We start from the raw sequence: 15,635 nt of genomic DNA on the forward strand, positions 1-15,635 counted from the left end.
TGTGAAATATAACGAAAATGTTCTACACGTTTACGCCTCTTCATAGGATAAGTTGTCGATAAGTCTTTCTTCCCTTCCTTCCATTAATCTCCCATAATAGGGTTACAATCGAGCATTTTTGTACAGTGGGTGGAAGGGTTGACAGGTTTTGAGATACTCTATATAATCTCTCCGAGGAGAAGGAGGCGTTTTTCATCGTACAAAAAATGAAAAATCTGTTTTCTGTTAAGCTAGGAAAAGGCAAGGTTTTATTACTAGTTGTTTGCTTGCTTTTAGCTGGAACTGGGACGGCTTACGGTGCGCATGAGCTCACTAAGCAGTCTATTACCATTTCAATTAATGGTAAAGAGAAGACAATTCGTACACATGAAGAGACAGTAGCACAGCTGTTTTCAGACCTTGGAATAAAGACCAAGGCGGAGGATCATATCTCTCCAAGTCTAAATACAAAGATTGAAGACAACATGAACATTGTGTATGATGCGGCTATACCGGTTCATCTGACCCTAGATGGGAAAGAGAAAACGATATGGACAACAGATCAGACGGTTGGAGCATTATTGAAGAATGAGAAGATAGATATTGGGAAGCACGATCAAGTAACTCCAGGAAAGAATAACAAGATTAAAAAGGATATGGATCTTGTGGTTCAGCAGGCCTTCCAGGTCAGCGTAAATGATGGAGGAAAAGAGAAAAAAGTGTGGACCACTTCGACTACGGTCGCTGACTTTTTAAAGCAACAAGAGCTGAAGCTCAAGAAGCACGATAAGATCAAACCTGCGTTACATAGTCACATTTCTAATAAAAGCGCAGATATCCAGATCACTCGGGTGGAAAAAGTCACCGATGTAGTGGAAGAGAAAATTGCTTTTGATACCAAACATAAAAAGGATCGTTCTCTTGAAAAAGGAAAAGAGAAGGTGCTTAAAAAAGGTGAAGAAGGTAAATTGAAGAAGCACTATGCCATTGTGAAAGAAAACGGCAAAGTGGTGTCTAAAGAATTGATTAAAGAAGTGACTGAAAAAGATAGCAAGGATCGTTTAGTGGCCATTGGTACACAAGAGTCCCAAAAAGAGCCTAAAGCGACACCTGCCGTTTCAAGAAGCAATGAATCGTCAGGAAAAGAATTTTATGTGGCGTCGACAGCCTATACAGCGAGCTGTGCTGGATGTACGGGCAGAACGTCAACTGGCTATAATTTAAAATCAAATCCAGGTGCAAAGGTCATAGCAGTTGATCCGAGTGTCATTCCGCTAGGCTCTAAAGTGTATGTGGAAGGCTATGGATATGCCGTTGCATCAGACACTGGATCTGCTATAAAAGGGAATAAAATTGATGTGTTCGTCCCAAATAAGTCGGCAGCTTATCAATGGGGAAATAAACGAGTGAAAATTAGAGTACTCAAATAAACACATCAAATCATTTATATGAACAGAGGGCTTTGCGCACCCTCTGTTTTTTTGGTTATAATAGAAGCACTGTTTTCTAATTAATTAGACGCAAAAACAGCAAGAAAGGTTTCATTTTTTAACCAAAAATTGTTTATTGTTTTTGCAAGCGGAGGAATACATGAAAATCAAAGAAATCATTGTGGTGGAAGGTCGTGACGACACTGCGAGAGTGAAGATGGCAGTTGATGCAGATACGATCGAAACAAACGGATCAGCCATTGGCGATACAGTTATTCAACAAGTGCGTCTTGCTCAGGAGACGAGAGGGGTCATTATTTTAACTGATCCTGATTTCCCTGGGGAGAAGATCCGGAAAACCATCGCAGAAGCGGTTCCTGGCTGTAAGCACGCATTTTTGCCAAAACATCTTGCGAAGGCGAAGCGGGACAAAGGAATTGGTGTCGAGCATGCTTCCTTGGACAGTATTCGGGAATGCCTTGCCCATGTCCATGAGGAAATGGAAGTAACGGAAAGTGACATTACATTAGATGACTTATTTGACGCAGGCCTAATCGGAGGCGAATCATCGAAACGCCGCCGAGAACGACTAGGTGTGCTATTAAATATAGGATATACCAATGCGAAGCAGCTGCATAAGCGCCTTCACATGTTCCAAATAACCAAACATGATTTTATTGCGGCCTTAAAGACCGTCATGCAGGAGGAAGCCGATGAATAAAGATATAGCGACACCCATCAGAACGAAGGAAATACTGAAGAAATACGGTTTCTCTTTTAAAAAGAGCTTAGGGCAGAACTTTTTAATTGATACAAATATACTCGATCGTATTGTCGATCACGCAGAGGTGACGGATGAGACTGGCGTGATTGAGATTGGGCCTGGTATCGGTGCATTGACCGAGCAGCTCGCTAAGCGTGCAAAGAAAGTCACCGCGTTTGAAATCGATCAGCGGTTATTGCCCATTTTAAACGATACACTTTCTCCATATGATAATGTTACGATCATTCATCAAGACGTATTAAAGGCAGATGTGGGAAAGGTCATCGAGGAAAATTTTGCTGACTGTAAAGAAGTGATGGTTGTCGCCAACCTTCCATATTACGTGACGACACCGATTATTATGAAGCTGCTTGAAGAAAACCTTCCATTGAAAGGGATTGTAGTCATGCTGCAAAAAGAAGTAGCAGATCGTATGGCCGCTGTCCCTTCATCAAAGGAATACAATTCGCTGTCTATCGCAGTTCAATACTATACGGAAGCGAAAACGGTGATGGTTGTGCCTAAAACGGTTTTCGTTCCACAGCCAAATGTCGATTCGGCTGTGATCAAGCTGACCGTTCGTGAAACGCCTGCTGTCTCAGTAGAAAATGATGAGTTTTTCTTTCAATTGATCCGTGCGAGCTTTGGTCAGCGCCGAAAAACATTGATGAATAATCTCATGAACAACTTACCTGATGGAAAGCAACATAAAGCGATCATTGAAGAAGCACTTCAAACAGCAGAAATTGATGGAAAGCGCCGCGGCGAGTCATTATCCATTGAGGAATTTGCCCGTTTGGCGAATGTTTTACAAAAAGCCCTGTCTTAAGGGCTTTTTTCTTTTGTTTTTCACCACTTCGTTTGTTCGGGCATAGGCTAGAAAGAACAGCACCATGAAAGACGAACATATTTAGCGCAAGACGATACCAACAGGATATGAGCCTGATTGTGGAGTGAAAAGCATGCAATTTCAAATAGGAGATATGGTGACAAGGGCATCCTATCAAATGGATATTTTGTTTCGAATTATTCGAATTGATGAGACCGATCAGCACGAAGCCACCGCCATATTGCATGGGAATGAAGTGAGGCTGATTGCTGATGCCAAGTTGTCAGATCTCGTCAAGGTTCAAAAAGAGGAACAGCTGACTAGAGAGAAAAATGACGAAAGAAAAATCAATGAATCGCTCGATTTACTAAGACAGGATTATCAGCTGCTGCGGGAAAAACAAGAGTATTATACTTCTGGACAATATCAGCATCAGGAGCAGTATTTTCACATGCCTGGAAAGGTCCTTCATTTAGATGGAGATGCTTCATACTTAAAGAAATGCTTAGATGTATATGAACGAATTGGTGTACCTGTGTATGGGGTGCATTGCCATGAGAAGAAAATGCCAAGCATGATTGACTCGTTAATTGATCAATATCGGCCAGATATATTGGTTATCACAGGACATGATGCGTATTCCAAGCAAAAGGGCGGCGTACATGATATCAGTGCATATCGTCATTCTCGGCATTTCGTTGAAACGGTTCAAAAAGCCAGACGGAAAATCCCTCATTTAGATCAGCTTGTGATCTTTGCTGGTGCCTGTCAATCTCATTTCGAATCATTGATCCAAGCAGGTGCCAATTTTGCGAGCTCGCCTTCCCGTGTGAATATCCATGCGCTCGACCCCGTCTATATCGTTGCGAAGATCAGCTTCACTCCATTTGTAGATCGAATCAACGTGTGGGATGTGCTCCGAAATACATTAACAAGAGAAAAAGGGCTCGGAGGCATCGAGACGAAGGGTGTTCTAAGGGTAGGTATGCCATATAAAAGAGATCATGAATCGACATAACCCGACTGATTTCAGTCTGGTTTTTTTTATGTTCAAAAAGAAATTGCAAAAGGATACATAATTCACCGGAAATTGAGAAAAATAGGGAGGAGAAAAGGTAGAAGTTTGTCAAAATTATTTTGTTGACAATGGCTCGTGTTCGTTGATATAATTTAATTTTTATTTGACAAAAACGGGCCGTTGTTGTATAATTATCTCAGTGAGGTGGATGCAATGGCGAAGACTTTGTCCGACATCAAAAGATCGCTTGATGGTAACTTAGGTAAACGTTTGACGTTAAAGGCTAACGGGGGCCGCCGTAAAACAATTGAGCGTTCGGGCATTTTAGCTGAAACGTACCCTTCTGTATTTGTGATTCAATTAGATCAAGATGAGAATTCGTTTGAAAGAGTTTCTTATAGTTATGCAGATATACTGACTGAGACGGTCGAATTAACGTTCGATGATACCGCTAGCTCAGTCGCCTATTAATGGGCAGTGAACTTTTTGTTTACTGCTTTTTGTTTTGCCTTTTTTTCTGAATGGGAGTCTGTCCATTTTTTGAAAGGGGTAAAAGAAAGGATTCGATACAAAATAAGAAAGCCACACAAGCGGTGGCACTGATTCGAATTCTCGACTAAAGGGGCTGTTTCGTTTGGGTAGACGCCGAGGCATTATGTCAGATGAGTTCAAATACGAGCTGGCGAAGGATCTTGGATTTTATGATACCGTCAAAAATGGAGGCTGGGGAGAGATTCGTGCGCGTGACGCAGGTAATATGGTCAAACGTGCCATTGAATTAGCTCAACAGCACATGGCTCAGGATGAGAATCAACGATAGAAAAACGGTCAGGGATACCTCGGGTGTCTCTGGCTTTTTTTGATGAAAAAGTCAGTGTGCTCAGCGTAAAAGCCTATATTCATCAGATCCATCAAATGTGATACAATATTGATACTTATGTTTAGATGGAGAAGTAGGTGAAATGTTTGCGTATTTTAGAAAAAGCACCGGCGAAAATTAATCTCTCACTTGATGTTCATGGAAAAAGACCGGATGGATATCACGAAGTGGAGATGGTGATGACAACAATAGACCTTGCAGATCGACTTGAGCTGACGGAGCTGGACAAGGATGAAATCCGTGTATCATCTCATAATCGATTCGTGCCAGATGACCAGCGTAATTTGGCTTATCAGGCGGCTAAATTACTTAAAACAAGGTTCGGTATTCAAAAAGGTGTATCCATTGTCATCACAAAAACAATTCCAGTCGCAGCAGGGTTAGCTGGAGGCAGCAGTGATGCAGCAGCAGCACTTCGCGGCTTAAATCGTTTGTGGAAGTTAAACCTCACGTTAGATGAACTAGCTGAGCTTGGAGCGGAGATCGGCTCAGATGTGTCCTTTTGTGTACACGGAGGCACAGCACTAGCGACAGGACGTGGAGAAAAGCTGCAGCATATTGCGACACCGCCGCATTGCTGGGTGATTTTAGCGAAGCCGGTGATTGGGGTATCTACAGCTGAAGTCTATAGACAATATGACGCAAGCAAAGTAGAACACCCGAATGTAAAGCGTATGATTGAAGCGATTGAAGCGAAAGATTATAAAGAGATGTGCGGCTCACTCGGAAATGTTCTAGAGTCTGTGACATTAAAGATGTATCCAGAAGTAGATATGATCAAAAGACAGATGAAACGTTTCGGTGCTGACGCTGTTTTAATGAGTGGAAGCGGCCCTACAGTATTTGGCTTGATTCAATATGAATCGAAGGTACAAAGAATATATAACGGACTGAGAGGGTTTTGTGATCAAGTATACGCTGTCCGCATGATCGGCGAACAAAATGCCCTTGATTAAATCCGTATATTAAGTTATATTTATCATAAATTATTCGGGTTCTGGGGGTAAGTTCATGAAGTTTCGTCGAAGCGGCAGATTGGTGGACTTAACAAATTATTTGTTAGCCCACCCGCACGTACTAGTACCGTTAACTTTTTTTGCAGAAAGATATCAATCTGCGAAGTCCTCCATTAGTGAAGACTTAACGATTATCAAACAGACCTTCGAACAGCAGGGAATAGGCACATTGCTTACTGTACCTGGTGCTGCTGGCGGAGTGAAATATATTCCGAAGATTCACCTAAAAGAAGCAGACGACGTGGTAAACGATATCGGAGAAGCTCTATCGACTCCTGAACGTGTACTTCCTGGCGGTTATTTATATTTAACCGATGTTTTAGGGAATCCTTCAATCCTTGCGAAAATCGGTAAGCTATTTGCGACCATCTTTGCAGATCGTGCGATTGATGTCGTCATGACTGTTGCGACAAAGGGTATTCCTATTGCCTATTCTGTTGCGGGTTATTTAAATGTGCCGGTTGTGATCGTTAGAAAAGATAATAAAGTAACTGAGGGATCAACTGTAAGTATTAACTACGCGTCAGGTTCGTCTAATCGAATTCAAACCATGTCACTTGCAAAGCGGAGCTTAGATAAAGGATCCAATGTCCTGATCATTGATGACTTTATGAAAGCTGGCGGAACCATTAACGGCATGGTGAATTTGCTTGAGGAATTTAATGCAAATGTTGCAGGGATCGGTGTTCTTTTAGAAGATGAAGGCGTAGATGAACGTCTCGTTGATGAGTATGTATCGCTTTTAAAGCTTTCAACCATTGATATGAAGCAGAAGATCATTGAGATCAATGAAGGCAATTTCCACGAGTTTTTTCATTCGAAAGCTTAAGCATTGATAAACATGTAGTTGAATGGGAGAGATTGATATGACAAAAGTTGTTCAAACCAAACATGCACCAGCAGCCATTGGACCTTACTCTCAAGGGATTATTGTCAATAACATGTTTTACAGCTCCGGGCAGATTCCATTAACGGCAGCTGGAGACTTTGTAAATGGAGATATTAAAGAACAAACTCATCAAGTGTTCCGTAATCTTAAGGCCGTACTTGAAGCAGCAGGTGCTTCCTTTGAAACAGTCGTGAAAGCAACAGTTTTTATCAAAGATATGGAACAATTCGCAGAAGTAAATGAAGTGTACGGTGAGTATTTCCATACACATAAGCCAGCTCGTTCTTGTGTGGAAGTGGCAAGACTTCCTAAGGATGCACTCGTAGAAATTGAAGTGATTGCATTAGTAAAGTAAACAGGCAATCGTAACGAAAGCCGTTTGGTTTCATCATATGCAGGAAAAGACATCATCATGATGTCTTTTTTTCGCGCAGAGAATGTAAGCGTCGTCACGAAGATGACAAAAAATGTATAAATATCCCGATATTTCAAAAAAAGTTTAAAAAAAGAGCAGGAGAATCACCACAATCGTTGAATACCTAAGTAATGCTTTTATATTGGGAAAAGGTGGTGAACTACTGTGGAAGTTACTGACGTAAGATTACGCCGCGTGAATACCGATGGTCGCATGAGGGCGATTGCATCCATCACGCTGGACCACGAATTTGTTGTTCATGATATTCGTGTGATTGATGGAAACAATGGCTTGTTTGTTGCAATGCCTAGCAAACGCACGCCTGATGGAGAGTTTCGCGACATTGCACATCCAATTAATTCAGGTACTCGGGGAAAAATCCAAGATGCTGTATTAAATGAATATCATCGCTTAGGCGAAGAGGAAGAGACAATTGAATATGAAGAAGCTGGAGCTTCTTAATGATACGTTAACCTAAAAAGGCAGCTTTAAGAGAAAATGGATGTTTTCTTTTAAATGCTGTCTTTTTTGCGTTTTTCCTCATGTGTCTTATATGTTTCATCCGTTAGAAAAATATTGTACTTCCTCATGTATCCTTGAAATCAGTCCTTATTTAGGATATATTTTTCTATGGATAATAGGGATATTGGAGGCCAATCAATGGATAAGCGGTTCGCAGTGATTTTAGCAGCGGGAAAAGGAACGAGAATGAAGTCAAAGCTATACAAAGTACTTCATCCAGTTTGCGGAAAGCCAATGGTCGAGCATGTGGCAGATGAAGCGTTAAAGCTTTCTTTAGCCAAGCTAGTGACGATTGTCGGTCATGGAGCAGAGAACGTCAAAGAGCAGCTTGGAGACAGAAGTGAGTATGCACTTCAAGAAGAACAGCTGGGAACAGCACATGCCGTCAAGCAAGCAAAGTCGTTCCTTGCGCAGGAAAAGGGAACAACCATTGTCATTTGTGGTGATACGCCATTATTGACAGCGGAAACAATGGAAGCTATGTTGAGCGAGCATCAAAAACATCAAGCGAAAGTCACTATTTTAACAGCACATGCGGATGACCCGACAGGTTATGGTCGTATTATTCGTGACGAAACCGGTGCTGTCGTGAAAATTGTGGAGCATAAAGATGCGAATGATGCGGAACGTCAAGTGAATGAAATTAATACAGGGACTTATTGTTTTTCAAATGAAGATCTCTTCCGTGTGATTGAGCAAGTGTCGAATGAAAATGCACAGGGCGAATACTATTTGCCAGATGTCATTGAAATTTTAAAGAATGAAGGACAAACGGTTGCAGCATATCAAACACCGCATTTTGAAGAAACACTTGGAGTCAATGATCGTATCGCTCTATCACAAGCAGAGCAATTCATGAAGCGACGTATTAATCATCAGCATATGAAGAATGGTGTGACCTTGATTGATCCTGAGAACACGTATATTTCACCTGATGCAGTGATCGGTGAAGATACAATGATTTATCCTGGGACGGTCATCAAAGGGAATGTGAAAATCGGTGCAGACGCCACTATTGGGCCAAACACTGAAATTGTTGACAGCATCATCGGAGACCGCACAGTGATTAAGCAATCTGTCGTCTGCGATAGTGAGGTTGGAGTCGATGTGACAATTGGGCCGTTTGCTCATATTCGCCCGTTGTCGAAAATTGGCGATGAAGTGAAAATCGGGAATTTTGTCGAAATCAAGAAAACGGTTTTCGGTGACCGCAGCAAAGCATCTCATCTAAGCTATATTGGAGATGCAGAGGTCGGAACTGATGTAAACCTTGGCTGTGGATCTATTACAGTCAACTATGATGGGAAGAACAAATTCTTAACGAAGATTGAAGATGGCGCTTTTATTGGCTGTAATTCTAATCTCGTGGCACCAGTCACTGTCGGAAAAGGGGCATATGTTGCAGCTGGTTCAACGGTTACAGAAGATGTACCGCAGGATGCATTGTCTATCGCTAGAGCAAGACAAGTCAATAAAGAAGATTATGTGAAAAATATTCATAAAAAATAATCCAAATACCCGGAGGTTTACCATGTCTAATCGTTATGCTGATGCGAATTTAAAGATATTCTCTTTGAATTCAAACCCTGAACTTGCGAAAGAAATTGCCGATCGTATCGGAGTTGATGTAGGAAAGAGCTCTGTTAAACGCTTTAGTGACGGTGAAGTCCAAATCAATATTGAAGAAAGTATCCGCGGCTGTGATTGTTATGTCATTCAATCCACTAGTGCGCCAGTGAATGAGCACATTATGGAGCTGCTCATTATGGTAGATGCACTAAAACGCGCTTCTGCGAAAACGGTCAATATTGTGATCCCTTATTACGGATATGCACGTCAAGATCGTAAGGCAAAACCTCGTGAGCCAATCACTGCGAAGCTATTTGCGAACTTACTTGAAACAGCGGGTGCTACACGTGTCATTGCACTTGATCTTCATGCGCCGCAAATCCAAGGTTTCTTTGATATTCCAATCGATAACTTAATGGCTGTGCCAATCTTAACAAACTATTTCGAACAGAAAAACTTGAATGATATCGTCGTTGTGTCTCCTGACCACGGTGGTGTAACACGTGCGCGTAAAATGGCAGATCGCCTGAAAGCGCCAATCGCAATTATCGACAAACGTCGTCCAAAGCCAAACGTTGCTGAAGTGATGAACATCATTGGTAACATTGAAGGCAAAACGGCGATTCTCATCGATGATATCATTGATACAGCTGGTACCATTACACTTGCTGCAAATGCACTTGTGGAAAATGGAGCGGCTGAAGTCTATGCTTGCTGTACTCACCCAGTATTGTCTGGACCAGCAGTAGAACGTATCACAAATTCTAAAATTAAAGAATTAGTTGTGACAAACAGTATTCACTTAACAGATGACAAGAAAGTTGGAAAATTCATTCCACTTTCAGTTGGGCCTTTGCTTGCAGAAGCCATCATCCGTGTACATGAAGAAGAATCTGTGAGCTACCTTTTCAGCTAATTTTCTGATTAAAAAAGGCCCTAGGCATCCACTTAGGGTCTTTTTGCTATCATCATTCACAGCAAATAGGTTTAAAATGATTCGGTTATGGGTAATTATGAGAGTAGTGACAAAAATGAAATAGGATGGTGCTGAATATGGCAACTTTAAAAGCAAATAAAAGAACTGATTTCAAACGTTCCACACTGCAAAAAATCCGTCATTCAGGACACGTTCCTGGTGTCATATACGGAAAAAATACAGACAACCTGGCTGTTTCACTAGACAGCATCGATTTATTAAAGACCTTACGTGATGAAGGGAAGAATACAATCATCACACTAGACGTGAACGGTGAAACAAAATCTGTGATGGTCACAGAATTACAAACAGACCCGCTGAAAAATGAGCTTGTCCATGCAGATTTCCAAGTGGTCGATTTACAGCGTGAAATTGAAGCGGATGTACCTGTTCAACTGATTGGCGAATCTAAAGGAGTTAAAGATGGCGGTGTGCTTCAGCAGCCACTATTTGAACTATCCATTACAGCGAAACCAAAAGATATCCCTCAGCATATAGAAGCAGATATTACAAACTTAGAAGTGAATGATGTCCTAACAGTCGCTGATTTGTCTGTTCAGTCATCATATCAAGTGAATAACGATCCAGAAGAAGTCGTGGCATCCATTTTACCGCCTCAGCAATCAGAGGTTCCTGAACCAGATAGCGCAGAGGAACCAAAAGAACCTGAGGCCATTAAAGAAAAGGATAACGATGGAGAATAACTGGTCATTTAGAGACGTAACCCTCCCGCGGTTGCGTCTTTTGTGCTAGAATGAAAAGAATTCATACGTTTTACATGAGGCAATCCTATTGGCTCATTTTTTAGGCGTGTGCTTTGTGACAAAGGAGGTTATTGGTTTCATGCTTGCATTCGTTGGATTAGGTAATCCAGGAAAAGAATATGAAAAAACAAGACATAATGTCGGGTTTATGACAATAGATGAATTATCGAAAAAATGGGACATCCCTTTAAATCAGTCAAAATTCAATGGACTGTTTGGAACAGGGTTTGTTTCAGGGCAAAAGGTTCTACTTGTAAAGCCGCTTACATATATGAACTTATCAGGGGAATGCGTGCGTCCGCTAATGGATTACTATGATATTCCTCTTGAACATTTGAAAGTCATCTATGATGATCTTGATTTGCCAACTGGCCGGATTCGTTTGCGTACAAAAGGAAGTGCTGGCGGGCATAATGGAATCAAATCGTTGATTCAGCATTTAGGGTCACCTGAGTTTGATCGATTCCGTATTGGCATTGGACGCCCTCAAAATGGCATGAAGGTCGTCGATTACGTGCTAGGACGCTTTTCAGAAGAGGAGCAGCCTGACATTGCATCAGCCATTCAGGCGTCTGTCGAAGCTTGTGAGGCGGCTTTAACTAAGCCATTTTTAGAAGTGATGAATGATTTTAACAAAAAGGTATAAGAATGATAAGCAAAGCACATACTGATCATAAAATCTCAGCATGGGAGGATCACGTATGGCTTTGCATTATTACTGCCGGCACTGTGGTGTAAAGGTTGGCAGTCTAGATGAATCCGCTGTTCAAAGTGAAGCACTTGGATTTCATCACTTAACAAATGAGGAAAGAAACGATATGATTTCTTATAGGGAAAATGGTGATTTACATGTACAAACCATTTGTGAGGATTGCCAAGAGGCGCTCGAAAGAAATCCTGATTACCATCAGTATCATACCTTTATTCAATAAAAAGCTTTGGTGTAGATAATAGACCAAAGCGTTTTTCTGTTTTAAACAAGCAGGGAGGAGGAGCCAAATGAAAAATATACAATCATTTATCAAACAAAGTGATGATTTTCAGTCCATTTTTAATGGGCTAAAGGAAGGGTTAAAAGAACAGCTGCTCGCCGGACTATCAGGCTCCGTCAGATCTTTATTTACAGCCGCTATATCAGACGAACTTAAGCGGCCAATGTTTATTGTGACTCACAACTTGTATCAAGCGCAGAAGGTAACAGATGATCTTGCCAGTGTGATGTCAGATCGCTCGGTCCTTCTTTATCCTGTGAATGAACTCATTGCTTCAGAAATTGCCGTTGCAAGCCCTGAGCTCAGAGCACAGCGTCTAGATGTTCTGAACCGGCTGGCGAATGGAGAAAACCCCATTATCGTCACCCCGGCTGCTGCGGTGCGTCGAATGCTTCCGCCAGTTGAGCTCTGGAAGGAGAGTCAGTTCCATTTAAAGCTTGGTGAAGAAATTGATTTGGAGGCGTTTTCAAAACAGCTTGTACAAATCGGTTATGACCGGACGTCAATGGTTGCTGCGCCCGGAGATTTTAGTGTGCGCGGAGGAATCATTGATATTTATTCGTTAACGGAAGATCATCCAATTCGTATTGAGCTGTTTGATACAGAAGTAGACTCAATTCGAACGTTCCACTCGGATACACAGCGTTCATTAGAAACACTTCAAGAAATTAAAATCGGTCCCGCAAAAGAGCTGATTGTGAGAGGGCCTGAACGAGTGAGAGCCATTGAACAGCTTGATCAAGGACTTGCGAAGAGCTTAAAGAAATTCAACTCGGACCAGCAAAAAGAATTGCTGCATCAACATATTTCTGCTGATCGAGAGAAGCTGCTAGAGGGTATCGTGACACAGGAAATGACGAAGTACCTGTCCTATTTCTATGAAAAACCTGCTAGTTTGCTAGATTACACTTCACAGGATACGATTATTATTTTAGATGAAATTAGCAGGATTCAGGAGATGGAAGAACAGCTTGAGCAGGAAGAAGCCGATTGGACAATTAGCCTGCTTGAAGAAGGCAATATTCTTCATGATTTATCCCTTTCTTTCCCGTTCCAACAACTGATCAATCAGCAATCGCGGTCGATTCTGTACTACTCCTTGTTCCTGAGACATGTCCAGCAGACAAATCCGCAAAATATCGTCAATGTATCTAGTAAGCAAATGCAGAATTTCCACGGGCAGATGAATGTGCTTGCAAGTGAAATTGAACGCTACAAAAAACAACAATACACAGTTGTCTTCTTAGGTGCGGATGAAGAGCGGACAGACAAACTGTCTTCTGTCTTACATGATTATGACATTGAAGCCGCTCTTGCCAAGCCGGACGCAGAGCTTGTAAGCGGGCAGGTGTATATTTTACAAGGTGAGCTGCAAACAGGCTTTGAACTGCCGTTATCGAAAATTGCCGTGATCACAGAAGGCGAGCTCTTCAAGAAACGTGTGAAGAAGCAGGCGCGTAAGCAAAAGCTGACCAATGCAGAGCGAATTAAGAGCTATTCAGAGCTTCAAGTCGGCGATTACGTGGTGCACATTAACCACGGGATCGGTAAGTATTTAGGAATTGAAACGCTTGAAATCGGCGGCATTCATAAAGATTATTTAAATATTCATTATCAAGGAAGCGACAAGCTTTATGTACCGGTTGAACAAATTGATCAGGTACAGAAATATGTTGGATCAGAAGGTAAAGAACCAAAGCTGTACAAACTAGGCGGCAGCGATTGGAAACGTGTGAAGAAAAAAGTAGAGTCCTCTGTACAGGACATCGCAGATGATCTCATTAAGCTGTACGCAGAGCGTGAGGCAAGCAAAGGGTATGCCTTCTCGCCTGATCATGAGATGCAGCACCAGTTTGAATCAGCGTTCCCTTACCAGGAAACAGATGATCAAATCCGTTCGATTCATGAAATCAAACAAGACATGGAGCGGGAGCGTCCAATGGACCGCCTGCTTTGTGGAGATGTGGGATACGGAAAAACAGAAGTGGCGATTCGAGCCGCCTTCAAAGCGATTGCTGACGGGAAGCAAGTTGCTCTACTCGTGCCGACAACCATCTTAGCGCAGCAGCATTTTGACACGATTATGGACCGATTCCAAGACTATCCGGTCAAAATTGCTCAGCTGAGCCGTTTCCGTACAAGAAAAGAAACAACCGAAACGTTAAAAGGGTTGAAAAATGGAACGATTGATATGGTTATTGGTACACACCGTTTGCTTTCTAAAGATATTGTCTATAAAGACTTAGGTTTGTTGATTATTGATGAAGAGCAGCGTTTTGGTGTGACCCATAAAGAGAAAATTAAACAGATGAAAGCCAATATCGATGTACTGACATTAACGGCTACGCCAATTCCGCGTACGCTGCATATGTCTATGCTTGGCGTACGGGATTTATCGGTTATTGAAACACCGCCTGAAAACCGTTTCCCTGTTCAAACCTATGTGGTCGAGTACAATGGCGCTTTAGTCAGAGAAGCGATTGAGCGAGAACTAGCACGCGGTGGTCAAGTGTACTTCCTGTACAACCGTGTCGAGGATATTGAACGAAAAGCAGATGAAATCTCTATGTTAGTTCCAGATGCGAAAGTCAGCTATGCACATGGGAAAATGAGTGAGAACGAGCTGGAATCAGTGATGATCAATTTCCTTGAAGGTGAATCAGATGTATTGGTCAGTACCACCATCATTGAAACGGGAGTCGACATTCCAAATGTGAACACGCTCATCGTCCACGATGCGGATAAAATGGGGCTTTCTCAGCTGTACCAGCTAAGAGGACGAGTAGGACGCTCGAATCGGGTCGCATATGCTTATTTCACGTATCGAAAAGATAAAGTTCTTTCTGAAGTAGCAGAGAAGAGACTTCAAGCTATTAAAGAATTCACAGAGCTCGGATCAGGATTTAAAATTGCGATGCGTGATTTAACGATTCGAGGAGCAGGAAATTTACTTGGTGCACAGCAGCATGGATTCATTGATTCTGTTGGATTCGACCTCTATTCTCAAATGCTGAAAGAAGCCATTGAGGAAAGAAGAGGCGATACAACGGCTCAAGATAAATTCGAACCGGAAATCGATCTGCAAATCGATGCTTACATCCCGGACACTTACATTTCGGATGGGAAGCAAAAGATCGAGATGTATAAACAGTTCAGAGCGATTGGATCAATTGAAGAGCGAAAAGAGCTTCAAGATGAGATGATCGACCGATTCGGTGAATATCCGCAAGAAGTGGCGGACTTGTTCACGATTGCGACGATGAAAGTATACGCAGTGCAGGAACGTGTCGAACTGATCAAGATGGAGAAAGGCATTGTCAGGCTCACCCTTGAAGAGCAAGCAAGCAGTGAAATCGACGGTCAAAAATTATTTGCCCTCGGCAGTAAATATGGCCGTGATATTGGCTTAGGAATGGAAGGCAGCAAGCTAATTATTTCTGTCCAAACGAAAGGCAAGAAGACAGGGGAATGGCTTGAAATCGTTCTGAATATGCTTCGGGGTCTTCAAGATGTGAAAAAAGAAACCATTCCATCTTCATAAAAATTTGTTTGTCTCTCGTGTATATTACGGTTGATGTGACGGATACTAATCT

At 42.0% G+C, this 15,635-nt stretch carries 16 protein-coding genes; all 16 read left to right on the top strand.

The annotated features are described in order from the left end of the window. Positions 1-206 precede the first annotated feature (206 nt). The gene (locus NSS78_RS00270; RefSeq protein WP_106030286.1) at positions 207-1,409 is read left to right on the top strand and encodes a G5 and 3D domain-containing protein; all 1,203 of its coding nucleotides are present in this window, start codon (positions 207-209) and stop codon (positions 1,407-1,409) included. Positions 1,410-1,569: 160 nt separating this feature from the next. Beyond that, positions 1,570-2,130, top strand: a complete 561-nt coding sequence (gene rnmV / locus NSS78_RS00275; protein ID WP_012008650.1) for a ribonuclease M5 — start codon at positions 1,570-1,572, stop codon at positions 2,128-2,130. Further along, positions 2,123-3,001: a 16S rRNA (adenine(1518)-N(6)/adenine(1519)-N(6))-dimethyltransferase RsmA gene (rsmA, locus tag NSS78_RS00280; RefSeq protein ID WP_050945795.1), complete on the top strand. Its 879-nt coding sequence runs from the start codon at positions 2,123-2,125 to the stop codon at positions 2,999-3,001. The genes rnmV and rsmA overlap by 8 nt, the downstream gene beginning before the upstream one ends. Before the next feature lie 133 nt (positions 3,002-3,134). Further along, positions 3,135-4,019, top strand: coding sequence for a sporulation peptidase YabG (gene yabG / locus NSS78_RS00285; protein WP_034620903.1), 885 nt, complete (start codon positions 3,135-3,137; stop codon positions 4,017-4,019). Positions 4,020-4,232: 213 nt separating this feature from the next. After that, the gene (locus NSS78_RS00290; RefSeq protein WP_003217979.1) at positions 4,233-4,490 is read left to right on the top strand and encodes a Veg family protein; all 258 of its coding nucleotides are present in this window, start codon (positions 4,233-4,235) and stop codon (positions 4,488-4,490) included. Positions 4,491-4,653: 163 nt separating this feature from the next. Beyond that, entirely contained in the window at positions 4,654-4,839 is a 186-nt protein-coding gene (locus NSS78_RS00295) for a small, acid-soluble spore protein, alpha/beta type (RefSeq protein WP_012008653.1), read from the top strand. A 146-nt stretch (positions 4,840-4,985) separates the two neighbouring features. Then, positions 4,986-5,855, top strand: coding sequence for a 4-(cytidine 5'-diphospho)-2-C-methyl-D-erythritol kinase (gene ispE / locus NSS78_RS00300; protein WP_034620899.1), 870 nt, complete (start codon positions 4,986-4,988; stop codon positions 5,853-5,855). Positions 5,856-5,910: 55 nt separating this feature from the next. After that, a complete protein-coding gene (gene purR / locus NSS78_RS00305; RefSeq protein ID WP_003217919.1) occupies positions 5,911-6,744 on the top strand; it encodes a pur operon repressor in 834 nt (277 codons plus the stop codon). Between the two features lie 37 nt (positions 6,745-6,781). Further along, entirely contained in the window at positions 6,782-7,159 is a 378-nt protein-coding gene (gene ridA / locus NSS78_RS00310; protein WP_003217959.1) for a 2-iminobutanoate/2-iminopropanoate deaminase, read from the top strand. A 225-nt stretch (positions 7,160-7,384) separates the two neighbouring features. After that, positions 7,385-7,681, top strand: coding sequence for a septation regulator SpoVG (gene spoVG / locus NSS78_RS00315; protein WP_034324487.1), 297 nt, complete (start codon positions 7,385-7,387; stop codon positions 7,679-7,681). Between the two features lie 198 nt (positions 7,682-7,879). Next, positions 7,880-9,250, top strand: coding sequence for a bifunctional UDP-N-acetylglucosamine diphosphorylase/glucosamine-1-phosphate N-acetyltransferase GlmU (gene glmU / locus NSS78_RS00320; protein WP_003217924.1), 1,371 nt, complete (start codon positions 7,880-7,882; stop codon positions 9,248-9,250). 22 nt (positions 9,251-9,272) lie between these two features. Then, positions 9,273-10,226, top strand: coding sequence for a ribose-phosphate diphosphokinase (locus tag NSS78_RS00325; protein ID WP_003217907.1), 954 nt, complete (start codon positions 9,273-9,275; stop codon positions 10,224-10,226). Between the two features lie 137 nt (positions 10,227-10,363). Then, positions 10,364-10,990: a 50S ribosomal protein L25/general stress protein Ctc gene (locus NSS78_RS00330; RefSeq protein WP_003217956.1), complete on the top strand. Its 627-nt coding sequence runs from the start codon at positions 10,364-10,366 to the stop codon at positions 10,988-10,990. Between the two features lie 139 nt (positions 10,991-11,129). Next, on the top strand, positions 11,130-11,696 hold the full coding sequence (gene pth, locus NSS78_RS00335) for an aminoacyl-tRNA hydrolase (RefSeq protein WP_212046561.1): 567 nt from the start codon (positions 11,130-11,132) through the stop codon (positions 11,694-11,696). Between the two features lie 55 nt (positions 11,697-11,751). Then, positions 11,752-11,982, top strand: a complete 231-nt coding sequence (locus NSS78_RS00340) for an anti-sigma-F factor Fin family protein (RefSeq protein WP_003217967.1) — start codon at positions 11,752-11,754, stop codon at positions 11,980-11,982. Positions 11,983-12,049: 67 nt separating this feature from the next. Beyond that, positions 12,050-15,583 carry a transcription-repair coupling factor gene (mfd, locus tag NSS78_RS00345; protein ID WP_212046560.1) on the top strand — a complete coding sequence of 1,178 codons (3,534 nt, stop codon included), beginning with the start codon at positions 12,050-12,052 and terminating at the stop codon, positions 15,581-15,583. Positions 15,584-15,635 lie beyond the last annotated feature (52 nt).

The organism is Bacillus sp. FSL W8-0920 (assembly GCF_038593215.1).
Classification (GTDB): Bacteria; Bacillota; Bacilli; order Bacillales; family Bacillaceae; genus Bacillus; species Bacillus pumilus.